General features: G+C 58.5%; 19 protein-coding genes and 1 tRNA gene. 2 read left to right on the top strand and 18 right to left on the bottom strand.

The features are described from left to right. Positions 1–190: 190 nt before the first annotated feature. From ABAC402_RS26270 to ndhC, 18 genes are all read right to left on the bottom strand, one after another. Positions 191–1,858 carry a ribonuclease J gene (locus ABAC402_RS26270; RefSeq protein WP_023448679.1) on the bottom strand — a complete coding sequence of 556 codons (1,668 nt, stop codon included), beginning with the start codon at positions 1,856–1,858 and terminating at the stop codon, positions 191–193. Positions 1,859–1,861: 3 nt separating this feature from the next. Next, positions 1,862–2,635, bottom strand: coding sequence for a type III pantothenate kinase (locus ABAC402_RS26265; RefSeq protein WP_023448678.1), 774 nt, complete (start codon positions 2,633–2,635; stop codon positions 1,862–1,864). 18 nt (positions 2,636–2,653) lie between these two features. Beyond that, positions 2,654–3,412, bottom strand: a complete 759-nt coding sequence (locus tag ABAC402_RS26260; RefSeq protein ID WP_023448677.1) for a biotin--[acetyl-CoA-carboxylase] ligase — start codon at positions 3,410–3,412, stop codon at positions 2,654–2,656. Between the two features lie 6 nt (positions 3,413–3,418). Continuing rightward, positions 3,419–4,864, bottom strand: coding sequence for an NADH-quinone oxidoreductase subunit NuoN (gene nuoN / locus ABAC402_RS26255; RefSeq protein ID WP_031235298.1), 1,446 nt, complete (start codon positions 4,862–4,864; stop codon positions 3,419–3,421). Positions 4,865–4,866: 2 nt separating this feature from the next. After that, positions 4,867–6,381: an NADH-quinone oxidoreductase subunit M gene (locus ABAC402_RS26250; protein ID WP_023448675.1), complete on the bottom strand. Its 1,515-nt coding sequence runs from the start codon at positions 6,379–6,381 to the stop codon at positions 4,867–4,869. Between the two features lie 18 nt (positions 6,382–6,399). After that, on the bottom strand, positions 6,400–8,460 hold the full coding sequence (gene nuoL / locus ABAC402_RS26245; protein ID WP_031235297.1) for an NADH-quinone oxidoreductase subunit L: 2,061 nt from the start codon (positions 8,458–8,460) through the stop codon (positions 6,400–6,402). A gap of 117 nt (positions 8,461–8,577) precedes the next feature. Beyond that, positions 8,578–8,904, bottom strand: a complete 327-nt coding sequence (gene nuoK / locus ABAC402_RS26240; RefSeq protein ID WP_023448673.1) for an NADH-quinone oxidoreductase subunit NuoK — start codon at positions 8,902–8,904, stop codon at positions 8,578–8,580. Beyond that, complete coding sequence (locus tag ABAC402_RS26235) at positions 8,901–9,515, bottom strand: NADH-quinone oxidoreductase subunit J (RefSeq protein WP_023448672.1); 615 nt, start codon at positions 9,513–9,515, stop codon at positions 8,901–8,903. The genes nuoK and ABAC402_RS26235 overlap by 4 nt, the downstream gene beginning before the upstream one ends. A gap of 17 nt (positions 9,516–9,532) precedes the next feature. Continuing rightward, positions 9,533–10,024 carry an NADH-quinone oxidoreductase subunit NuoI gene (gene nuoI / locus ABAC402_RS26230; protein ID WP_023448671.1) on the bottom strand — a complete coding sequence of 164 codons (492 nt, stop codon included), beginning with the start codon at positions 10,022–10,024 and terminating at the stop codon, positions 9,533–9,535. Then, a complete protein-coding gene (nuoH, locus tag ABAC402_RS26225) occupies positions 10,021–11,097 on the bottom strand; it encodes an NADH-quinone oxidoreductase subunit NuoH (RefSeq protein ID WP_023448670.1) in 1,077 nt (358 codons plus the stop codon). The genes nuoI and nuoH overlap by 4 nt, the downstream gene beginning before the upstream one ends. 12 nt (positions 11,098–11,109) lie before the next feature. Next, the gene (gene nuoG, locus ABAC402_RS26220; RefSeq protein ID WP_023448669.1) at positions 11,110–13,170 is read right to left on the bottom strand and encodes an NADH-quinone oxidoreductase subunit NuoG; all 2,061 of its coding nucleotides are present in this window, start codon (positions 13,168–13,170) and stop codon (positions 11,110–11,112) included. 72 nt (positions 13,171–13,242) lie between these two features. Then, on the bottom strand, positions 13,243–13,674 hold the full coding sequence (locus ABAC402_RS26215; RefSeq protein ID WP_023448668.1) for a TM2 domain-containing protein: 432 nt from the start codon (positions 13,672–13,674) through the stop codon (positions 13,243–13,245). Positions 13,675–13,683: 9 nt separating this feature from the next. After that, on the bottom strand, positions 13,684–14,997 hold the full coding sequence (gene nuoF, locus ABAC402_RS26210; RefSeq protein ID WP_023448667.1) for an NADH-quinone oxidoreductase subunit NuoF: 1,314 nt from the start codon (positions 14,995–14,997) through the stop codon (positions 13,684–13,686). Further along, a complete protein-coding gene (gene nuoE, locus ABAC402_RS26205) occupies positions 14,997–15,653 on the bottom strand; it encodes an NADH-quinone oxidoreductase subunit NuoE (RefSeq protein WP_031235295.1) in 657 nt (218 codons plus the stop codon). Before nuoE ends, nuoF begins: the two co-directional genes overlap by 1 nt. Positions 15,654–15,729: 76 nt before the next feature. Beyond that, positions 15,730–16,944 (bottom strand): NADH-quinone oxidoreductase subunit D, encoded by a 1,215-nt coding sequence (locus tag ABAC402_RS26200; protein ID WP_023448665.1) that lies wholly within the window; start codon positions 16,942–16,944, stop codon positions 15,730–15,732. Between the two features lie 58 nt (positions 16,945–17,002). Then, the gene (locus tag ABAC402_RS26195; protein ID WP_023448664.1) at positions 17,003–17,617 is read right to left on the bottom strand and encodes an NADH-quinone oxidoreductase subunit C; all 615 of its coding nucleotides are present in this window, start codon (positions 17,615–17,617) and stop codon (positions 17,003–17,005) included. Between the two features lie 16 nt (positions 17,618–17,633). Beyond that, on the bottom strand, positions 17,634–18,194 hold the full coding sequence (locus tag ABAC402_RS26190; protein ID WP_023448663.1) for an NADH-quinone oxidoreductase subunit B family protein: 561 nt from the start codon (positions 18,192–18,194) through the stop codon (positions 17,634–17,636). Further along, positions 18,185–18,562: an NADH-quinone oxidoreductase subunit A gene (gene ndhC / locus ABAC402_RS26185; protein ID WP_031235294.1), complete on the bottom strand. Its 378-nt coding sequence runs from the start codon at positions 18,560–18,562 to the stop codon at positions 18,185–18,187. Before ndhC ends, ABAC402_RS26190 begins: the two co-directional genes overlap by 10 nt. A gap of 332 nt (positions 18,563–18,894) precedes the next feature. Here ndhC and ABAC402_RS26180 point away from each other — a divergent pair. Together ABAC402_RS26180 and ABAC402_RS26175 are read left to right on the top strand one after the other, a co-directional pair. Beyond that, a tRNA-Asp gene (locus ABAC402_RS26180) sits at positions 18,895–18,971 on the top strand. Positions 18,972–19,297: 326 nt separating this feature from the next. Further along, positions 19,298–22,579 (top strand): autotransporter outer membrane beta-barrel domain-containing protein, encoded by a 3,282-nt coding sequence (locus ABAC402_RS26175; protein ID WP_235079917.1) that lies wholly within the window; start codon positions 19,298–19,300, stop codon positions 22,577–22,579. Positions 22,580–22,619: the final 40 nt, after the last annotated feature.

Here is a 22,619-nt window from a genome sequence, read left to right as displayed (position 1 = left end):
TGTGGATTACGCATAGAAAATATATAACGTTCAACACTCTATATGGTAAATATGCGTTAACATATTAGCTTAACCAAAGGCGCGCAGGAATCGACAATCAACATTGACTGGTTTAAACGAATTCGCCGTACAGGTGATCGATTTCACGTCGTTCCCCTGCGCGGCGTTTTCACGCCTGGCGCGACAAGTGTCAGGTGCGCAGGATGATGGTCTCGACGATGGGACGGCGGTCCCAGATAGCCTGTGCGGCCTTCTTGACGACTCGGGCGACGACGGTTTCCACAGTCTGATCGTCGTCCCGCGCCTCTGCCGGCAAGCCTTTCAGCGCCTTCTCGACCGTTTGGCACAGCGATTCGAGTTGGTCGGAAATCGTCTCCTCATTCTCGAACGCCAATCCCAGGCCGCGGACGTCGACCATCGAGGCCAGGCGGTTCTTGGCATCGAGAGCGAAGGCCACAAAGATCATGCCATTGTGGGCGGCATGGCGTCGTTCACGCAGGGCTTCCGAGGCTTCAGGAACCAGCATGCCGCCGTCGACAAACAACCGGCCGGCAGGAACCTCATCGATGATCTCGGGACGGCCCGGCGCCAGGCGAACCATGTCCCCGTTGCGCGGCGTTACCTGGTGCTTGATACCCAGTTCCGCTGCCAGGGCGGCATGTTTCAGCAGATGACGGCGCTCGCCATGGGTCGGGACGGCAATCATCGGCCGAACCCAGCCGTACATGTCCTTGAGTTCGTCCCGGCACGGGTGGCCGGAGACGTGGATGCCGGGATGGTCGCGCTCGGTGTGAATCTCGACGCCCAGGTCCGACAAGCGGTTCTGTAGCGAACGAATGGCGATTTCATTGCCCGGAATGACGCGCGAAGAAAAGACGCAGACATCGCCTTCTTTCAGCTTGACCTGGGGGTGGTTGCCGTCGGCAATGCGCGACAGTGCGGCGCGCGGTTCGCCCTGAGAGCCCGTGCACAGGTACAAAACCTGATGCGGCTTCAGATTGGCCGCCTCACCCTCGGAGATCGGATCCGGAATGCCCTTCATCAGGCCAACATGGCGCGATGCTGCCAGCATGCGGTGCATCGATCGTCCGACCAGGCAAACCTGACGCTTGCAGGCCATGGCTGCGCGCATCACTGAATCCATCCGTGCCACATTCGAGGCGAAACAGGCGACGGCGACGCGCTTCTTGAAGGTGCGAACCAGCTTTTCCAGTTCTTCGCGTACCGAGGCTTCGGAACCGGCCCGGCCCTCAACGAAGACATTGGTCGAATCACACACCATGGCCAGGACGCCCTGGTCGCCGAAACGAGTCAGGGTTGTGATGTCCGTTGGCTCACCCGTGATCGGCTCGTCGTCGATTTTCCAGTCGCCGGTGTGCAGGATCGTACCCAGGGGCGTCTTGATGGCCAGGCCATTGGGTTCAGGAATGGAGTGGGTTATCGTAATATAATCAATATCGAATGGCCCCAACTTCACGTTTCCGTTCAATGGAACCTCAGTGATGTCGGCGTCGTCGACCCCGGCTTCACGCAGCTTCTCGCGGATCAGAAAGGCCGTGAAGGGCGTGGCGAAAACTGGCGCCTTGATCTTGTCCCAAAGCCAGCCCAAGGCGCCGATATGGTCTTCGTGGGCATGGGTCAGAACGATGCCGAGAACATTTTCACCGACCAGGAACGCGGGGTCGGGCGCGATAACCTCTATCCCCGGCGTGGTCAAGTCGCCGAAGGTGACGCCGACATCGACAATGATCCATTGCCGGTCGTCGGCCGGCCCAAAACCGTACAGGTTCAGGTTCATGCCAATTTCATTGGACCCACCGAGCGGCAGGAACACGAGTTCGTTTTGATTTTTTTGCATTATTCAGCTGTGTGACAAGGTACGCTTATAGATTTCGAGGAGGCCGCGCAGGGTCAGATCGTGATCGAAATGATTAATCTTCTCCGTTGCACCTTCAAACAAGGACGCTACCCCGCCGGTGGCAATGACGCTCATCTTCTGGCCGTATTCGGCCTCAATAGCGATGATGAGGTATTCAATCAAGCCGACATATCCCCAAAAAATTCCCGACTGCATGGCACTGACCGTATCCTTGCCGATTTTGCGCGCCGGTTTCTCTATGGCGACACGCGGCAACTTGGCCGCTGCGGCGTGCAAAGCCTGGAGCGAAAGGTTGATTCCAGGGGCGATAGCACCGCCTTCATAGCCGCCGTCGGCCGCCACAACGTCGAAAGTGGTAGCCGTCCCGGAGTCGATGATCAGCAAGGGGCCACCATACGTAATGTAGCCGCCTATGGCATTGACCAGGCGATCGGCCCCGGCTTCACGCGGTTTGTCGATACGAACTTCCAAATCCAAAAATGTATTATCGCCAACAACATAGGGCGTCGTATTGAAGTAACGCTGCACCAGCTTGCGCAGATTGAACAAAGACTGCGGCACGACTGAGGATATGATGCAGTCGTCGATCTGTTCCAGGGCGAGACCATGCATCTGCATCAGTTGGTACAGCCATGGCGCATATTCATCCGCTGTGCGCCGGGTCTCGGTCGCCACACGCCATTGCGCCACCCAGTCGGTGCCATCGTGGATGGCGAATAAGGTATTGGTATTGCCCTGCTCAATGGCCAGAAGCATTGCGATTTTCCAGTTGTGTCATGTTTTTAGCGCGCCGTATTCAACGTCGCCGCCGGTGACGGTATAGATCTGGCCGTCAGCCGCCCTCACCTGGAGCCCGCCGAACTCGTCGAGCCCGGCAATTTCGCCACTGACCTTGACGCTGTCGACCGTGACGCTGACCGTGCGGTCGCGACCGTAGGCGCGCTTCATCCACGCCTTGGCGATGTCGCTGAAGTCCTTGTTGCGCCACAGGTCCAGAACGCCATCGAGATGGCCGTTTAACTTGTGCAGCATGCCGACGGCGTCCAGTGTACGCACGGCGTCCGGATTGATCTCTTTCAGGGCTACTGTCAGATAGCCTTCGATGATCGGCGCAACGCGCAGATTCATCCCCAAGCCGATGACGATGCCGAGATGTTGGGGCTCATGGGAGGCTTCGGTCTGGACAAGGATGCCGCATAGTTTACGCCCGCGGTGCAGGATATCGTTCGGCCACTTGATGCGCATGGAGGCATCCGTGTCAGGGATCAGCGGTCGCAGCATCTCATAGACGGCCAGGGCAGAAACAAAGCTGAGCTGCGGTGCCCGGCGAACATCCAGCGGCATGACCTCCCAACGCGAGGCCATAAAGTTGCCCTTCTGGCCGATCCAGGTCCGGCCGTGCCGGCCGATGCCTTTGGTCTGTTCGCGGGCCAGTACCCAGCCCGGACCCTTGCGGCCGGCGCGCAGACGCGAAAGACTCAGTTCCTGGGTCGATGGCAGTGTGTCGAAGATCTCGAAATCGGCCACTGCCATCGGGCCCTATTGGCCGCCGAAGCCGATGACCGCATTTGCGGCCAGGCCGAATCCGAAAATCAGGAAGACGATCACACCCGGGAAGGAGAAGGCCGCCGAGGTGAAGGCTATCCATTTGGCTTCGGCTGGCGCCTTGCCGAAATCCACAACCGGGGCATCAAACCACATTAACTTGATAAGGCGCAGATAATAGAATGCGGCGATCACGGAGGCGACGAGGCCGGCGGCGGCGAACCACCACAAGCCGCCCGCGATGGCGGCGCCGAAGACGAAGTATTTGCTCCAGAACCCGCCGAATGGCGGCATGCCCAAGACCGACAATGCCAGCATGGTAATGGCGATGGCCATGGGCATGTTGACCTTGGCCAGGCCAGCGAACTGATCGATACGAGTAATCGATTCTCCGTCCTTGCGGTTGAGCGACATCTGGGCGGCAAACAGGCCCAGGGTGTCGACCATATACAGGACGAAGAACATGAGCAGCGCCTGGATACCGACGACGGTGCCAGCGGCAACGGCCAGAAGGGCATAGCCCATGTTGGAAATGGACGAATAGGCCAGCAGGCGTTTGAAGTCCTTTTGCATCAGGCCACCCAGGCCGCCGACGACAAAGCTGAGGACGCTGAGGACAAGCAAGACCTGGCGCCATTGGTCGATGTTATGGATGAAGGCGGTTTCCAGAACGCGCGCGAGCAGCACCATAGCGGCGAACTTGGGCGCGCCGGCGGCAAAGGCGACCACCGGGGTTGGTGCGCCTTCATACACATCAGGCGTCCACATGTGGAATGGAGCCGCCGAAACCTTGAAGGCCAAGCCGGAGATAACGAAGACCAGACCAAAGATCAGGCCGACATTCATGTTGGTTTCCGCCGACTTGGCGATCTCAACGAAGTTCATCGACCCGGCGAAGCCATAGACCAGCGAGGCGCCATACAGCAGCAGGCCGGATGCCAGAGCGCCGAGGACGAAATACTTCAGGCCGGCTTCCGACGATTTGGCGTCGTCGCGGCGGAAAGCCGCCAGAACGTAGAGCGCCAAGGATTGCAGTTCCAGGCCGACATAGAGCGAAATCAGGTCGCCGGCAGAGACCATGACGCTCATGCCCAAAGTCGCCAGCAGGACCAGGATCGGGAATTCGAAGCGGCGGCTGTTCAGCCGGTCGAAATAGCCCTGCCCCAGAACGATGACGAAGGCGGCGGCGATATACATGGCCACCTTGGCAAAGACAGAAACACCGTCCGAGACGAAAGAGCCCGAAAAAACGATGCCCAGCGGCGACCAGGCGGCTGCGAAGGCCGCGCCGATCAGGGCTGCGCCGCAGAGCGCGCTGATCGAGGTCATGCCCTTGTCACCTCGGAAACTACCGAAGACAAGGATAAAGAGCGCACTCAGCCCGAGGATGGTTTCGGGAAGCGCCTCGTTCAAAGCAGGAAAGTCCATAGCGAAATCCATCCTCATCCGCCGATTGCGGCCTGATAGGCATTTACAAGCCCATCAACGCTGGCCGTGGTGAAGTCAAAAACAAATGCCGGGTAAACACCAAGCAGGATCGTTCCAATGATCAGCGGCGTGAAGATCGCGATCTCACGCAAGTTGATATCGGGGTATTTCTTCAGTTCGTCATTGGTAACGACGCCGAACATCACGCGCTTATACAGGGTCAGGGCGTAGACGGCCGAGAAGATGACGCCTGATGCGGCGACCAGGGCGACCCATGTGCCCCAGTCATAGGCACCGGCCATAGTGGTGATCTCACCGACGAAACCCGACGTTCCAGGCAGGCCGACATTGGCCATGGTGAAAAGCAGGAAGACGAAAGCGAAGTGTGGCATCAGCTTGGTCAGGCCGCCGTAAAAGGCAATTTCACGCGTATGCCAGCGGTCGTAGATTACGCCGACGCAGAGAAAGAGCGCGCCGGAAATCAGGCCGTGGCTGATCATCTGGTAAATGGCACCCTGAACGCCCAGGGCGTTGCCGGCAAAGATCCCCATGGTGACGAAGCCCATGTGGGCGACCGACGAATAGGCGATCAGCTTTTTGATGTCTGTCTGGCGAAAGGCCACAAGCGAGGTATAGACGACCGCGATGACCGACAGGGCCATGACCAGAGGCGCAAACATTTCCGACGCGTCCGGGAACATCGGCAGGTTGAAGCGGATGAAACCATAGCCGCCCAGCTTCAGCAGTATACCGGCCAACATGACCGAACCGGCCGTCGGCGCCTGAACGTGAGCGTCGGGCAACCAGGTGTGGACCGGCCACATTGGCATCTTGACGGCGAACGAGGCAAAAAAGGCGAACCACAGGAAGCCCTGAACATCGAGGCCGAATGGCCTTTCGGTCAGCAGGCGGGTCATTTCTGGGATGCTGGCCGTGCCAAGGGTGGTGACCAGATACAGCATTGCCGCCAGCATCAGTACTGACCCCAGCAGGGTATAGAGAAAGAACTTGTAAGCCGCATAGACCCGATCCTTGCCACCCCATATGCCAATGATCAGGAACATTGGCACCAGGCCACCTTCGAAGAAGATGTAGAAGAGGAAGATGTCGAGTGACGTGAAGACGCCAATGACCAGGGTCTCGAGCAGAAGGAAGGCGACCATGTATTCGGTCACGCGATGGCTGATCGAAGTCCACGAGGCGGCGATACACAGCGGCATCAGGAAGACCGTCAGTGCGACGAAGAGGATAGAAATCCCGTCGACTCCCATATGGTAGGAAATAGGTCCAAACCATTGATAGTGTTCGACAAATTGATAGCCGGGATTGTGTCCATCGAATTGCAGCAGCAGCACGACCGACAGCGCAAGGGTGACCAGCGTGGTCCACAGGCTGATCCATTTGGCGTTGCGGGAAATGACAGCCTCATCGTCCCGTCGCGAGAGAGCGCGCAGGATCATGATCACCGCTGCACCGAACAGGGGTGCAAAGGTGACGATGCTGAGGAGGTTGGGGATGGCAGGTAGCATTGTGTGTTCCGTCTCCCCTTAATGCGTAATACCGATGACAGCCCAGGTAAGCAGGCCGACAACGCCGAGGAACATAAAGAAGGCATAGTGATAGACGTAGCCGGTCTGGGTCTTGACCAGATTCTTCGCCGACTTCAATGCCGCCCATGCCGCCCCGTTGGGACCAAGGCCGTCGATGATCTTGATGTCACCGATCTTCCAGAACACATCTCCCAGCCACTTAGTCAGCTTGACGAAGGTCGCCTGATAGATCTCATCGAAGAACCATTTGTTGTACAGGAAGGTCCAGACCGGGCCTTCGTTGGCGGCCATCTTCTTGGGCAGCGACGGACGGTGCAGGTAATAGTACCAGGCCAGGGCCAGACCCAGCAGCGTCACGATCAACGGCGCCAGCTTGACCCAGACCTCCTTGATCTCGTGTGCATCGTGCATGACATGATTGGTCGGCGCCGTGTAGATGGCGTGTCCCCAGAAGTCGTGCGCGTGTTCTCCGATGAAGTAAGGCGCGAAGACAAAACCGGCTGCGACCGCCCCAACGGCCAGCAGGATCAGCGGCGTGAGCATGATCCACGGGCTTTCGTGCGGCGTGTGGGCGTGGCCCTGAGCGTCGTGGGCATGAGCGTCGTGGGCATGAGCGTCGTGGGCATGATGGTCCTCATGGCCGTGATCGTCGTGCGGATGGCCATGGTGGCCCCCGTCCCACTGCTTCTTGCCGTGGAAGGTCATGAAGATCAGTCGGAAGCTGTAGAAGGAGGTCAGCAGCGCGGCAAAGATGCCCATCCAGAAAGCGAACATGCCCTGTGGCGTGTCGTGCATGGCCCAGGCGGATTCGATGATGGCATCCTTGGAGAAGAAGCCGGCGAAACCGAACTCGGTATAGGGAATGCCCAGACCGGTGATAGCGATGGTGCCGATGGTCATGACAGCATAGGTGACCGGCAGGTACCTGTAGAGGCCGCCCATCTTGCGCATGTCCTGTTCGTGGTGCATGCCGTGGATGACCGAACCCGCGCCCAGGAAAAGAAGAGCCTTGAAGAAGGCGTGCGTGAACAGGTGGAACATCGCCGCCTGATAGGCCCCTACCCCGGCCGCGAAGAACATATAGCCCAGTTGCGAACAGGTCGAATAGGCGATAACGCGCTTGATGTCGTTCTGGGTAAAGCCGATCGAGGCTGCGAAGATGGCAGTAATCGCGCCGATATAGGCGACGATCATCTTGGCTTGGGGCGCGTGCTCGAACAGAGGCGACAACAGGCAGACCATGTAAACGCCGGCTGTAACCATGGTGGCGGCGTGGATTAGGGCCGAAACCGGCGTCGGGCCTTCCATGGCGTCTGGCAGCCAAGTGTGCAGGAAGAACTGCGCCGACTTGCCCATGGCGCCGATGAACAGCAGGAACGCAGCCAGGTCCAGCGCCGAGAAGTAGAAGCCAGCGAATTCCCAGGCTTTGCCTTCCTGGTTCTGGATCACAGCGAAAAACTCATGGAAATTTATCGTGCCGAACTGCCAATAGACCGTGAGGATGCCAAGGGCGAAGCCGAAGTCGCCGATGCGGTTGACGACGAAGGCCTTGATGGCAGCGGAACTGGCGCTGTCCTTTTGGTACCAGAAGCCGATCAGCAGGTAGGACGCAAGCCCCACCCCTTCCCAGCCGAAGAACAGTTGCATGAAATCGGCGGCGGTCACCAGCATCAGCATGGCGAAGGTGAACAGCGACAGGTAGCTGAAGAAACGCGGCCGGGAGTCATCCTCGGCCATATAGCCCCAGGAATACAGATGGACCAAGGAGGAGACCGAGGTGACCACGACCAGCATAGTCGCCGACAGGGCGTCGACGCGTATCGACCAAGCTGACTGGAACGTGCCGATATTGATGAAGTCGAGCAGCTTGACCGTGAAGTCGGGCATGCCGCCCCAAGTGTGCTCGATAAATATGTACCAGCCTAGAACACAGGACAAAAAGAGCAGCCCTGTGGTGACGGTCTGCGACGCAATATTGCCGATGCGCCGGCCGAAAAAGCCGGCAATGGCGGCGCCGACGATGGGCGCGAAAACACACAGGGTAACGATGGTCGCCATGCCTTCGGGCGGCAGGGCGGCAACAGCGCCGGCGACCGCATGGGTCGCTTCGGCGGCATGTACGGCCCCGTGCGCGGCGGGCTCGGCGTGAGCGGCGGTCTCGAAAAGCACGACGACCTATCCTTTCATCATGCTGGCGTCATCGACGGCGATGTCACCACGATTACGGAAGAAGGTCACAAGAATGGCCAGCCCGACGGCGGCTTCAGCCGCGGCGACGGTCAGGACAAACATGGCCATGATCTGGCCCTCCACATTGTGCAGGTAGCTCGAAAACGAAACGAAATTGATGTTTACTGCCAGCAGGATCAGTTCGATCGACATCAGAATAATGATGACATTGCGGCGGTTCACGAAGATCCCGAATACCCCGATGGTAAACAGGATGGCCGAGACGGTGAGATAGTGTTCCAGTCCGATCGACAGAGGTTCAGCGGGGGTCATTCCTGGATTCCTTCTCCGGACTTGGCCGGCACGACGGCGACCGCATCCTTGCGGCGACGCGTAACCTGCTTGAATATGTCCTGACGTTTGACATAGGTGCGGTGGCGCAGGGTCAGGACGATGGCGCCGATCATGGCGACCAGCAGGACAAAGCCGGCCGCTTCGAAAACAAAGGCGTAGGTCGTGTAGAGCTCGAAACCGATCGTCTGAATATTGGTTGCATCCGGACGTGACGCCATCGGCATCTTGCCAGACGCCGCGCCACGCTGCGAAATGGCCAGGGCGATCAAAATCAACTCGCCCATCAGTACCAGGGCAATTACCGCACCGGGCGCCAGGTAATTGGCGAAGCCCTGGCGCAGCTTTGAGAAGTCGACATCGAGCATCATCACGACGAACAGAAACAGTACGGCGACGGCGCCGACATAGACCACGATCAGCAGCATGGCCAGGAACTCTGCCCCGATAAGGACGAACAGGCCTGCAGCCGAAAAGAAGGCGAGGATCAGATAGAGCACGCTGTGCACGGGATTGCGCGCCGTGACGACCAGCAGGCCAGAGATGCACGTCACGGCTGACATCAGATAAAAAGCAATTGCCATCAAGGTCATGGGTTCAGTTCCTCATCTTACCTGTAAGGCGCGTCGAGTTCGAGGGCGCGAGCAATTTCGCGCTCCCACCGATCGCCATTGGCCAGCAGGCGGTCCTTGTCGTATAGCAGTTCTTCGCGCGTGTCGGTCGAGAACTCGAAGTTTGGCCCTTCGACAATGGCGTCGACCGGACAGGCTTCCTGGCACAGGCCACAATAGATACATTTCACCATATCGATATCGTAGCGCGTCGTGCGGCGAGAACCGTCATCGCGGGGTTCCGCTTCGATAGTGATGGCCTGGGCCGGGCAGATGGCTTCGCACAGCTTGCAGGCGATACAGCGTTCCTCGCCGTTAGCGTAGCGGCGCAGCGCGTGCTCTCCGCGGAAACGCGGCGAAATCGGCCCCTTTTCGAAAGGGTAGTTGATGGTCGCCTTGTGGCGGAACATGTACTTGATAGCCAGGCCAGTGGCGCCGACAAAGTCGAGAAGCAGCGCGGCTCTGAAACCATTGAGAATGCGAGAAATCACAGGACGCCTCCATAGACGCGGTAAGCGGCGATAATGACGACGGCCAGCAGAGAAACCGGAAGAAAGACCTTCCAGCCCAGACGCATCAGTTGGTCGTAGCGGTAGCGAGGCACGATCGCCTTGACGAGGGCGAACATAATGAACCACAGCACGACCTTGCCGATGAAGGTCAGCAGATAGACCAACGACAACAACCAGTCCGGCATGCCCAGTCCGTCGATCGGGAACGGCAGATACCAGCCACCGAAGAACAGGATGGTGATCATGGCGCACATCAGGACGATGTTGGCGTATTCACCGATCATGAACAGAAGGTACGGCGTCGAGGAATACTCCACCTGATAGCCGGCGACGAGTTCCGATTCGGCTTCCGGCAGATCGAACGGCGGGCGGTTGGTTTCCGCGAGCGCCGAGATAAAGAACATCACCATCATCGGGAACATGACCACCAGCGGAATCAACCCGTTGACCGAGGTCAGGCTCCCGCCCAGAAAGTTCCAGTTCCAGATACCGGCTTTCTGGTTGTTAACGATGTCACTCAGGTTCATCGAGCCGGTCAGCAGAATAACCGTTACCAGGATAAAGCCGATCGAAACTTCGTAAGACACCATCTGGGCCGCTGAGCGCAAACCGCCCAGGAAGGGATACTTCGAGTTCGACGCCCATCCGCCCATGATGATACCGTAGACGCCCAGCGACGAGATGCCCAGCAGATAGAGAACGCCGACATTGATGTTCGATACAACCCACCCGGGGGCAAAGGGAATGACTGCCCAGGCGGCAAAGGCCAGAACGAAGGTCAACAGCGGCGCCAGAAGGAAGACTGCCTTGTCGGCACCGGCAGGGATGATCACTTCCTTGAAAACGAATTTGAAGAAGTCGGCAAACGACTGAAACAGACCGAACGGACCAACCACATTGGGGCCCTTGCGCATCTGTACCCCAGCCCAAACCTTGCGGTCGCCCCACAGCAGGAAGGCCAGCGACACCATGACACCCATGATGACGGCCAGAGCCTGAAGCACCGTAATGATCGTCCAGCCGACCGGTCCTGCCCAAAAATTAGCTTCCATAGTCCAGGTTCCTTACTCGGCCGCGGCCTTGAAATGAGCGCCGCGTGCCGCCGAGCACTCCGCCATGGCGACGGACGCCCGGGCGATGGGGTTGGTCATGTAGAAGTCGACGATCGGCGACACGAACACCCTGTCCTTGATGTCGCCGCGATTGCCGACCGCCTTGAGGTCAAAGATCTTTGTCGCCGGCTTGGCGTCGACGCGGCCGAACACCGGATGATCGGTGATCAGCTTTTCGCGCAGTTGCGCCAGGCTGTCGTATGGGAGAGTGTGGCCAACCTTGTCCGAGAGGGCGCGCAAGATGGCCCAGTCTTCTTTCGCTTCACCCTTCGGGAAGACGCAGCGTTCGGCAATCTGAACGCGGCCTTCGAGATTGGTGTAGATACCCGACTTTTCGGTATAGGCCGCTCCAGGCAGGATGACATCTGCCATCGCCGCGCCCTTGTCGCCGTGCGAACCTATATAGACGACGAAGGTCTTGTCCAGACCGGTGAAGTCGAACTCGTCGGCGCCCAGCAGGACAAGGACATCAACGGCGCCCTTAAACATCGCGGTTGCGTCAATCGCCTCGCCCACCGGCACGAAACCGAGGTCGAGACCTGCGACGCGCGAAGCCGCCGTATGGACGATATTGAAACCGTTCCAGCCGTCTTTAACCACACCGCAACTATCAGCAATGTCAGCAACTTCGCGCAACACCGCCGCGCCGTCGTCACCTGACAAGGCGCCGCTGCCGACCAGAATGGCCGGGCGCCGGGCGCTTTTGAATACGTCTCGGAAGCTATTTTTCTTGAAGTCTTTCAAGGCTTTCGGACCAACACCTAAGTGCGTGTAGTCATAGGTCAGGTCGACCGCCTGACCGATCAGCCCGACCTGGACGGCATTGCGCAGCCAGGTCTTGCGGATCCGGGTATTGATCAGGCTGGCCTCATGGCGCAGGTCGCTGCCGACAATCAACACGGCGTCGGCGTTCTCGATGCCTGCGATGCCGGAATTGAACAGCCAGGATTCCCGCGGGGTCGATTGCGCCACCGGCCCGATCTTGGCGCCATCCTGACGGCAGTCGAGATTGGTCACGCCCATGCCGTAGAACAGGTCCTTGGCGGCCTTCATGGTCTCAGCATCGGCCAGATCACCGGCAACCACGCCGATCTTGTTCTTCGGGGTGCTGGTGAGTTTGCCGGCAAAGGCCGTAAGGGCTTCGTCCCAAGAGACCGGTTCCAGCTTGCCGCCCTTGCGAACATAGGGCCTGTCCAGGCGCTTGCGCGACAGCCCGTCGACGGCATAGCGCGACTTGTCGGTCAGCCATTCCTCGTTGATGTCTTCCTTCAAACGCGGAAGTGCGCGCAGCACGGCGGCACCGCGGTTGTCGATGCGGATATGGGCGCCCAGGGCGTCATGAATATCGATCGTTTCGGTCTTGGTCAGTTCCCACGGCCGGTAGTTGAACGACCACGGCCTGTGCGTCAGGGCGCCGACCGGGCACAGGTCATTGACATTGCCCGACAGTTCAGACGTTACGGCCTGCTCCAAGTAGGCGGTGATCTCGGCGCCCTCTCCACGCGAAATCATGCCCATTTCGCTGACGCCGGCAACTTCGGTCGTGAACCGGACGCAACGTGTGCACTGAATGCAGCGGGTCATAAAGGTCTTGATCGTTGGCCCGAGGTACTTTTCCTCGACGGCACGCTTGTTCTCCGTGTAACGCGAACCGCCCTTGCCGTAGGCCATAGACTGGTCCTGCAGATCGCATTCGCCGCCCTGGTCGCAGATCGGGCAATCCAGCGGGTGGTTGATCAGCAGGAATTCCATCACGCCTTCGCGAGCCTTCTTGACCATCGGCGTGTTCGTGAAGATCTCCTGGTTTTCGGCGGCCGGCAGGGCGCACGATGCCTGCGGCTTCGGCGGTCCAGGCTTTACCTCGACCAGGCACATGCGGCAGTTGCCCGCGATCGAGAGGCGCTCATGGTAACAGAAGCGCGGAATCTCCTCGCCCGCAAGTTCCGCCACCTGCAGCACGGTCATGCCGGGATCGAACTCGACCTCCACACCGTTGACTTTAGCCTTGGGCATCTGCCTCAACCTCAAAACATTCAAACAAATTGCGGATATTATTAAAAATTCCGCACCGTAACTTATCCATGGTCAGAACCATGACTTCTTTTCGACGACGTAGTCCTCATGGAAGCTCTGGTCAGTTTTTACCAAATAGATCAGCATCTCGACGAACGAGATGATGAAAGAAATGGGGGAAGTAACGACGAGACACGTCAAAACCAGCATGACAACGCCGGCACCGATGCGTCCGAGGTAGAATTTGTGAACCCCCAGCATCCCTATCAGGAACGGGCAGGCCAGAAGGGCGGCGATATAGCGATTCCGTTCGCCAACAAAAACCGAGTTAATGACGTAGACGCTGGTGGCGACATTGCCGTCCGGTTCGAAATCGACCGTGGCGCCCGCCGGAACATAGGTGGTTCCATCGCCCAGATCGGTTGCCGAGAAGGTATATCGACGGCCATCTTCGCCGCTGATCAAACCCGAAGTGCCGTTAAATGTCAGAACTTTGCCGCGCATTGTCTGTTCCTATTCCGCCGCTATGACATGGCCGGTATGGATGGCTCGTCGCGAGCGATAGGCCGCGATCCGGGCTTCGATCTCAGGCCGGAAGTGACGGATCAGGCCCTGGATCGGCCAGGCCGCCGCGTCGCCCAAGGCGCAGATGGTATGGCCTTCGACCTGGGTGGTGACTTCCAGCAAGGTATCGATTTCCGAAGGTTCGGCGTCGCCCTTGACCATCCGCTCCATCACGCGCCACATCCAGCCGGTGCCTTCGCGGCACGGCGTACACTGCCCGCACGACTCGTGCTTGTAAAAGTAGCTGAGACGGGCAATAGCGCGGATCAGGTCGGTCGACTTGTCCATGACGATGACCGCCGCGGTGCCCAGGCCCGACTTCAGGTTACGCAGGGTGTCGAAATCCATGGCCAGGTTTTCGCACTGTTCCGCCGGGATCATTGGAACAGACGAACCGCCCGGAATGACCGCCTTCAGATTGCCCCAGCCGCCGCGGATTCCGCCGCAGTGGTCTTCGACCAACTGGCGGAACGGGATCGACATGGCCTCTTCGACATTGCACGGCCGCTCGACGTGGCCAGAAATGCAGAACAGCTTGGTGCCCGTGTTGTTGGGTGCGCCAAATGAAGCAAACCAGGCTGCACCACGACGCAAAATAGTACCGACGACGGCGATCGATTCGACGTTGTTGACCGTCGTCGGGCAACCATAGAGCCCCGAACCGGCCGGGAACGGCGGCTTAAGGCGCGGCTGGCCCTTCTTGCCTTCCAGCGATTCCAGCAGGGCGGTTTCCTCACCACAGATATAGGCGCCGGCGCCATGGTGGACAAAGAGATCAAAGTCCCAGCCATGGAGGTTGTTTTTGCCGATCAGTCTGGCCTCATAAGCCTGCTTAACGGCAGCTTCCAGGCGCTCGCGCTCGAGCACGTATTCGCCCCGGATGTAGATGTAGCAGGCATGGGCCTGCATGGCGAACGAGGCGATCAGGCAGCCTTCGATCAGCAGATGCGGATCGTGACGCATGATTTCGCGGTCCTTGCAGGTCCCGGGTTCGGACTCATCGGCATTGACAACCAGATAGTGCGGCCGGTCCTTGACCTCTTTGGGCATAAAGGACCACTTCAGTCCCGTCGAGAAGCCGGCACCGCCGCGGCCGCGCAGGCCGGAATTCTTGACGTTGTCGATGATCCACGGTGCGCCATAGGACAGGATATCGCGGGTCGCGTTCCAGCAGCCGCGCTGCCTTGCCCCCTCCAGGCCCCAGTCATGGAAGCCGTAGAGGTTGGTGAATATCCGATCCTTGTCTTCCAGAATGCCGACCATCATGCCTTCTCCGGAGCGTTAGGGATCCTGATCGCCCTGGCGGCGGAGCCGTCATAAAGCTTCGGATCGGAAAGGGTTGTTGCACCACCCATCGGTTCCGAGGTCTTGCGGCCATTATAGGGACCGGCTTGTGGCGCCTTGCCGGCGGCGAAATCGTCGATAATCTGCGCCATGGTTTCCGGTGTCAGGTCTTCGTAGAAATAGTCGTTGATCTGTGCCATCGGCGCATTGCAGCACGCGCCCAGGCATTCGACCTCCTGCCAGGTAAACAGGCCGTCGGAAGACAGCTTGTCCTTCGGTCCGATCTTGGCCTTGCACACTGCCATAAGGGCTTCCGAGCCGCGCAGCATGCACGGTGTGGTGCCGCACACCTGGATCAGGGCCGCCGAACCGACGGGCTCCAACTGGAACATGGTGTAAAAGGTGGCGACTTCGTAGACGCGAATCTGCGGCATGGTCAGCAGGCGGGCAATGGCCGAAATGGCGGGTTCGCTGACCCAGCCTTCTTGCTTCTGCACCAGCCACAGGATCGGGATCACCGCACTCTGGCGGCGATTCTCCGGATATTTGGCAATCCACCAGTTGGCTTTTTCCATCGTTGCCGGGGAAAAGGCGAAACCGGCCGGCTGTACCGCTGCGAGACGACGTACGGACATCAGGCCTCTCTACACAAAAAGTCGGCGCCAGGCTTAAACCCGCAGCCAGTCAAATACAGTTCAGATTGCGCTGTTCTCATCGGTCGATTTCCCCGAACACGATGTCGAGCGAGCCCAGGATGGCGGAGACATCCGCCAGCAGATGGCCGCGGTTCATCCAGTCCATCGCCTGGAGATGCGGGAAGCCAGGCGCGCGAATCTTGCAGCGATAGGGCCTGTTGGTGCCGTCAGAGACGAGGTAAACGCCGAACTCGCCCTTGGGCGCTTCGACGCAGGCATAGACCTCGCCCTCGGGGGTTTTGAAGCCCTCGGTATATAACTTAAAGTGATGGATCAGCGCTTCCATCGAATTCTTCATCTCGGCACGGCGCGGCGGCGTCACCTTGTGATCTGACGACAAGACCTCGCCCGGGGTTACCTTAAGTTTGCCAAGGCATTGCAGCATAATTCTGACAGATTGCTTCATCTCTTCGATGCGGCATAAATAGCGGTCCCAACAGTCGCCGTTCTTGCCCAGCACAATATCGAACTCGAGTTCGTCATAGCATTCATAGGGCTGCGATTTGCGCAGGTCCCAGGCGACGTTTGAACCGCGGATCAGCACACCGGTAAAGCCCCAGTCCAGGGCCTGTTCCTTACTGACCACGCCGATATCGACGTTGCGCTGCTTGAAGATGCGGTTTTCAGTGACCAGGCTTTCTATGTCGGCCAGGGGCTTAGGGAAGTACTTACACCAGGCAATGATATCTTCGATCAGCTCCGGTGGCAGATCCTGGTGGACGCCGCCCGGGCGGAAATAGTTGGCATGCAGCCGCGCCCCACAGGCGCGCTCATAGAAGACCATCAGTTTTTCGCGCTCTTCGAAGCCCCAAAGCGGCGGAGTCAGGGCGCCGACGTCCATGGCCTGCGTGGTTACGTTCAGCAGGTGCGACAGGATGCGGCCGATTTCGGAAAAGATAACGCGGATGTACTGAGCGCGCTTGGGGACATCGATACCGATCAGCTTTTCGATGGCAAGACAAAAAGCGTGCTCCTGGTTCATCGGTGCGACATAATCGAGGCGATCGAAATACGGAATATTCTGCAAGTAGGTCCGCGATTCCATCAGCTTTTCGGTACCGCGATGCAAGAGACCAATGTGCGGATCGACGCGCTCGACGATTTCACCGTCGAGGTCAAGAACCAGGCGCAGGACTCCGTGGGCCGCCGGGTGCTGCGGGCCGAAATTGATCGTGAACTTGCGATCGTCCTCGCCCTTGTGTCCGACCTGAGATGTTACATCATCTGCCATAGGAATAATCCTTAGCCCTCAAACTCTTAGTTACCCAACATGCCCCGCGACCATCGCGTCAGGTCCTGGCCTTCTCGTCGCCTGGCAACACGTACTGCGCGCCTTCCCATGGGGACAGGAAATCAAACTTGCGATATTCCTGAACCAACTTGACGGGTTCGTAGACGACCCGCTTTTGCTCTTCGTCGTAGCGAACCTCAACGTGGCCGGTCATCGGAAAATCCTTGCGCAGCGGATAACCCGAAAACCCGTAGTCGGTCAGCAACCGGCGCAGGTCGGGATGGCCCGAGAACATCATGCCGTACATGTCGAAGGCTTCACGCTCGTACCAGTCAGCGTTGGGATAGACCGAACGAACGCTGGGCACAGGAACGACCTCATCGGTCGTTACCTTGACGCGCAGGCGGACGTTGTAAGTCAGCGAGAGCAGGTGATAAACAATGTCGAATCGCTCAGCGCGCTTCGGGTAATCAGCACCACATAGGTCGATAAGCTGATGGAAGCGGAAGGGCTCCTGCTTGAGCCTGGTTAGTATTTCGACGATGCGCTCGCGTGCCACAGTCAGGGTCAGTTCGCCGAAGGCGAACTTGGTCTCGAGTACGGCTTCCTTGAATGCGGCCTGCGCCCTTTCGGCGAGGGTTTGCAACTTTTCGATCGAAACTTGTGTCAACATTGGTGCCCCTCCCCCCTCAGCGACGGATATTGCCGGTACGGCGAATCTTCTTCTGCAGTTGCAGAAGGCCGTACAGTAGAGCTTCTGCCGACGGCGGACAGCCCGGAACATAGACATCGACCGGCACGATGCGATCGCAGCCGCGGACGACACTATAGGAATAGTGATAGTAGCCGCCGCCATTGGCGCAACTGCCCATCGACAGTACATAGCGCGGATCCGGCATCTGGTCGTAGACCTTGCGAAGGGCCGGCGCCATCTTGTTGGTAAGCGTGCCGGCCACGATCATCAGATCTGACTGGCGCGGGGAAGCGCGCGGCGCCATGCCGAAACGCTCCATGTCGTAGCGCGGCATCGAGGCCTGCATCATTTCCACGGCGCAGCAGGCGAGACCAAACGTCATCCACATCAGCGAGCCGGTGCGCGCCCAGGTAATGACGTCGTCGGCCGAAGCGACCAGGAAACCCTTCTGATCCAGTTCGGCTGAGACGCTCTCGAAGAATTTGTCGTGAACAGCTGGGTCGTAACCTTCAACCGAAGACCGTCCCGCCGAGCCCGCAGGTATAATCACTCCCATTCCAGGGCTCCTTTTTTCCACACATATATATAGCCGAGCGCAAGTTCAGCCAGGAAGATCATCATGGTCCAGAAGGCGTACTGCATGCCCGATGGCGTCATGTCGAACAGCGACACAGCCCACGGAAAAAGGAAAGCCGCTTCGATGTCGAAGACGATGAAAAGGATCGAGACCAGATAGAACCGGACGTCGAACTTCTGCCGCGCCGAATCGAAGGCCGGGAAGCCGCACTCATATGCCGACAGCTTTTCTGTATCTGGCGCCTTGGGCGCCACGACCAGGGCGGCGATAAGGAAACCCAACCCCAGGGCGGTGGCGATCGCGAAAAAGATAATGATCGGCAGGTAGTTCTTCAGAAAAACGACCATTTCTTCCGTCATGGACAATACCTCTACACAGCCGGACAGAGCCGCATTAACGCTGCGGCGGACTCAGAACATCTGCCTATTAGACCAGTCCGCGCTGCGCTTCAAACCATTGCGGTGCAAAAAAGCCAGCTTTTGGCCATTTTCTTTGTTTTTTCGGCGAGGGGTGCGGCAATTTGCGCGCGCCAAGTCAGGAAAGTGAAACGCATTCGCATAAGGTTTGTAGTTTCATAAAGATTGTCGAATTATTCGCTACATGACGCTTGACACTGCCGCCTGCCCCGCATATCAAGCGCACCTCCTCGACGGCGGCGACGCCCGACAGGGCAAGGGATGCGGGTGTAGCTCAGTTGGTTAGAGTATCGGCCTGTCACGCCGAGGGTCGCGGGTTCGAGTCCCGTCACTCGCGCCACCTTTAACAGGTGGCACCGCATTCCCTTTTTTTCTTAAAAAATCAGTTTTTCCTTGCGGGTCACGAAACGTGATCCGCCGGGGAACTGATGGCGCTCGTGGCCTTAATTAAGCCCTCATTCTTTTCAAGTTTGGCAGCCAAATTCGCCCCGCCTGTGGCCGAAAGGTCGTGGGACGCCTGAAACTGTGTCGGACACCTTTCCCAACACAGCTTTTAAGGTTAATAGGTGGCAACTGGCAAAGGGGCGGTATATGACCGTTCTGACACACGAATCGTGACTGAAGAGCACCTCAGGGAAGCTGATGCATATGCGCAAAAACCGACTTATGACCGCAACCGCCCTTAGCTTGACGCTTGCGGCCTTGAGCCTCACCGTGAGTCTGGCTGGCCCTGCGCTTGCGGCCACGACGATTTCCACGGCCACGACGGTGCCGGTCAATACGACGACGACCGGCGATCTGACGGTCAACAGCTCAGGCAGCATTACGCTGACGACGGGTACGGCCATCACGGTCAATTCCGACAATGATGTCACCCTCGATGGCAAGATTGATATGGCCAAGTCGGCCGCGGGCTCGACCGGCATATGGGTGGACGGTGGGCGCACGGCCGACCTGACCATCAAGGCCAATATCACCGTCACCGACGATTTTGTCGCCACTGACAGCAAGAACGCCGACACACTTGTCGATGGACCGTTCGCCGACAGCGCCACGCGCTATGGCATCCGCTCGACCGGCGCGACGCCGTTTGTCGGGAATGTCGTGATCTCTTCGGCCAGCACGATCGCCGTTGAGGGATCCAATTCTTACGGTGTACGCTTTGAAAACAACGTCCAGGGCAACCTTACCATGGACGGCACCATCAAAATGGAAGGTGACAACAATACCGCAGTCGCGCTCGAAAATGGCGTTACGGGTTCGACCTACCTTAGTGGAACCATCCAGACTCGGGGCACGAACAGCTCCGCTGTGAAACTGGCCGGTGAATTTGATGGTTCGGTCGTGATCGACGGCACCTATTCCGGGACAGGTTACGCTGCGACCGAACGCGCCGGGAATGACGCCATGAAGAAGATCCTGGCGACACCGGAGGACATGGGACAATCCGGCGTGCTTGTCGATATCGCCGGCAATGTCGACAAGGGCATCCTGATCGGCGCAGCGCTCACCAGCACGGTCGACGATGCCATCAACGACGACGAAGACGGGAACGGCATCATCGACAGCAGTCAAACGATTGCTGCTTTGACGAGCTATGGCGCGGCTCCTGCCCTGCGCATTGCTTCGGCGACCCAGGATCTGACGATCGGCGGGCTTGTCTACGACAGCAGTGCGATCAACATGCCGACAATCAACTATGCCCTGGCGATCCGCGGCAACGTACTCGGGAACGGTTTGTATCGTAATGTCGACGCCACCGGCGTACAATTGGGCGGCGTGGCCGGGGGGCGCTCTGTCTCTCTGGCCAACGGTGTCCAGGTCAAAGGTAATGTCATCGGCCGCGCTTACGGCGGAACGAGTACCGCACTGCTTTTCGGCGCTGGGGCGACAACTCCGCTCCTGGATATTGAAGGCACCATCCAGAGCGTAGCGGAACGCGATATCCTCAGTACAACGACCGGGACGACGACAACTTACGATGCGGTCGCAGCACACGCCCGCGGCATCGACATCGCCGCCGGAGCTAACCTCCCGACGATCAATGTTAAAAAAGGCGGCTCGGTCGCGGCGACATCGCTTGGCTCCAAGAATACCACGATCGCCATACGTGATCAGTCCAATACCCTCACGCAGATTACCAACAACGCCGGGATATCTGCCACTGTGCAGGCAACGGATGACGACGGTGACAAGGTTGCAGATACAATCCTTACGCGCGCTGTCGCGATTGATACGCGCACCAACACCGTCGGACTAACCCTGAATCAGGTAGATGTAGCGCCAGGAGACACCAAGGCTGAAACAGACATTCCGGCGCCTTTTATTAACGGTGACATCCTGCTCGGCTCCGGCAACGACGCCGTATCGTCTTCAGGTGGTCTGATCGCTGGCAGTATCGATTTCGGTGCGGGTAATGACAGTCTCACCCTTGCCGCCAAAGCAAGTCATCTGGGCAATATCGACTTCGGCGCTGGCAGCAACAGCTTTGCGCTCTCCGGCAAGGCAAGCTATCTTGGCAAGGCGACGGGAACGGGAACCGTTGCCCTGGATATCAGCGACGGTCTCGTCTTTTTCCAGGCGGGCACGAACCTGAACACGACGACGGTGAATGTCGGCGCGACCAGTACCCTGGGTGTGGTTTTGGATGTCGACAGTCCAACTGCGGCGCTTTTCACTGGCTCCGGCGCGGTGACCATTGCCAATGGCGCAACAATTGACGTGGCTCCCAGCAAAGTGTTCACAGCGCCCAAGACCTTTACTGTTCTAACAACGACCTCGACCGTTAGCCTTGGAACGGTTACTACGCGGATTCCCTACGTATATCATGTCGACGTCGCCAAGGGCGCGCTTACGACAGGTGGCGAGGCGCTGACGGCTAATGTCCGATTGAAGACCCAGGCAGAAGCGGAATACTCCAACAACCAGTATGCGGCACTTGTTCCTGTCCTGACGGTTATGGGCCAGGACGTCTTGGGCTCGAGGGCTGTTTTAACGGAATACACACGCGAAGGCTTCGATCGCGTTTACAATCAGTACCTTCCGGACTATTCCGGCGAAAACATCCTGGGCCTGTCTTTGGGGTCTACTTCGCTGAACCGTTCACTCGGTTCGTTGAGCCTGATTCCGACCAATGGCGCCGGCCAGTACTGGCTGCAGGAATACGGTTATCAGACAAAGCGCGATTACGCCGATACCGCAGGCTTCGAATCGACAGGCTTTAGCTTTGCCGGCGGCCGCGAATCGGAGGTTTACGGTAACCAGACGATCGGTTTCTATCTCTCCTACACCTCGGCGACACCGGCCGACACGTTCGCTATCAGCGAAGAAGAGATGATCAACTCCGACGTCACGGTCGGCGGCTACTGGCGTCTAAAGACGGGCGCATTCAAGGGCTGGGCCCACGCCGGCGTCGGCTTTACCAACTTCGAATCGATCCGTCAAAACTCGACGCTGGCCTATACCTCCAAGGCAGAATGGGGGGGCTTCTCCTACAGCGGCGGCGTCGGTGCTTCGGTCGACTACAAGCTGGGCAAGTTGAGCGTCACACCGATGGTGCTGGCCGACTACTACGCCCTGAGCGAAGAAGAGCACAGCGAATCCGGCGGCGGCGATTACTTCGACCTCAGCATCGGCGAGCGCGACAGCCATCTGCTGTCCTCCACCGCCATGATCAACTTCAGCTATGGCCGCTTTTTCCTGAAGCCGGAACTGTGGTTCGGCTACAAGCAGAACATCTCGGCGGAGATCGCTAACACGATTGCCAATTTCAAGAACGGAACGGCTTTCACCCTGAGCGGTGGCGACCTGGAGGGCGGCGGCCCGATTGCCGGCTTCCGTATCTCGGCCGACAATGAATGGAGCTATTTCGGTCTGGAAGGCGACTTCGAACAGCAGGATACCTATACCAACTATAGTATCGCTCTGCGGACCCGGTTCCAGTTCTAGGTCAGCAAGAGTTGCTATCTATCTGAAGCCCTTTCCGTTT

The sequence above is a fragment of the Asticcacaulis sp. AC402 genome (assembly GCF_000495835.1).
Lineage (GTDB): Bacteria > Pseudomonadota > Alphaproteobacteria > Caulobacterales > Caulobacteraceae > Asticcacaulis.
Note: the sequence above shows the minus strand (reverse complement) of the source record. Positions and strands in the feature narration are given on the sequence as shown.

Coding starts and splice junctions, on each gene's coding strand:
- ABAC402_RS26270 (WP_023448679.1), bottom strand. CDS start 1,858: ATGCAAAAAAATCAAAACGAACTCGTGTTCCTGCCGCTCGGTGGGTCC.
- ABAC402_RS26265 (WP_023448678.1), bottom strand. CDS start 2,635: ATGCTTCTGGCCATTGAGCAGGGCAATACCAATACCTTATTCGCCATC.
- ABAC402_RS26260 (WP_023448677.1), bottom strand. CDS start 3,412: ATGGCAGTGGCCGATTTCGAGATCTTCGACACACTGCCATCGACCCAG.
- nuoN (WP_031235298.1), bottom strand. CDS start 4,864: ATGGATTTCGCTATGGACTTTCCTGCTTTGAACGAGGCGCTTCCCGAA.
- ABAC402_RS26250 (WP_023448675.1), bottom strand. CDS start 6,381: ATGCTACCTGCCATCCCCAACCTCCTCAGCATCGTCACCTTTGCACCC.
- nuoL (WP_031235297.1), bottom strand. CDS start 8,460: ATGGCGACCATCGTTACCCTGTGTGTTTTCGCGCCCATCGTCGGCGCC.
- nuoK (WP_023448673.1), bottom strand. CDS start 8,904: ATGACCCCCGCTGAACCTCTGTCGATCGGACTGGAACACTATCTCACC.
- ABAC402_RS26235 (WP_023448672.1), bottom strand. CDS start 9,515: ATGACCTTGATGGCAATTGCTTTTTATCTGATGTCAGCCGTGACGTGC.
- nuoH (WP_023448670.1), bottom strand. CDS start 11,097: ATGGAAGCTAATTTTTGGGCAGGACCGGTCGGCTGGACGATCATTACG.
- nuoG (WP_023448669.1), bottom strand. CDS start 13,170: ATGCCCAAGGCTAAAGTCAACGGTGTGGAGGTCGAGTTCGATCCCGGC.
- ABAC402_RS26215 (WP_023448668.1), bottom strand. CDS start 13,674: ATGCGCGGCAAAGTTCTGACATTTAACGGCACTTCGGGTTTGATCAGC.
- nuoF (WP_023448667.1), bottom strand. CDS start 14,997: ATGGTCGGCATTCTGGAAGACAAGGATCGGATATTCACCAACCTCTAC.
- nuoE (WP_031235295.1), bottom strand. CDS start 15,653: ATGTCCGTACGTCGTCTCGCAGCGGTACAGCCGGCCGGTTTCGCCTTT.
- ABAC402_RS26200 (WP_023448665.1), bottom strand. CDS start 16,944: ATGGCAGATGATGTAACATCTCAGGTCGGACACAAGGGCGAGGACGAT.
- ABAC402_RS26195 (WP_023448664.1), bottom strand. CDS start 17,617: ATGTTGACACAAGTTTCGATCGAAAAGTTGCAAACCCTCGCCGAAAGG.
- ABAC402_RS26190 (WP_023448663.1), bottom strand. CDS start 18,194: ATGGGAGTGATTATACCTGCGGGCTCGGCGGGACGGTCTTCGGTTGAA.
- ndhC (WP_031235294.1), bottom strand. CDS start 18,562: ATGGTCGTTTTTCTGAAGAACTACCTGCCGATCATTATCTTTTTCGCG.
- ABAC402_RS26175 (WP_235079917.1), top strand. CDS start 19,298: ATGACCGCAACCGCCCTTAGCTTGACGCTTGCGGCCTTGAGCCTCACC.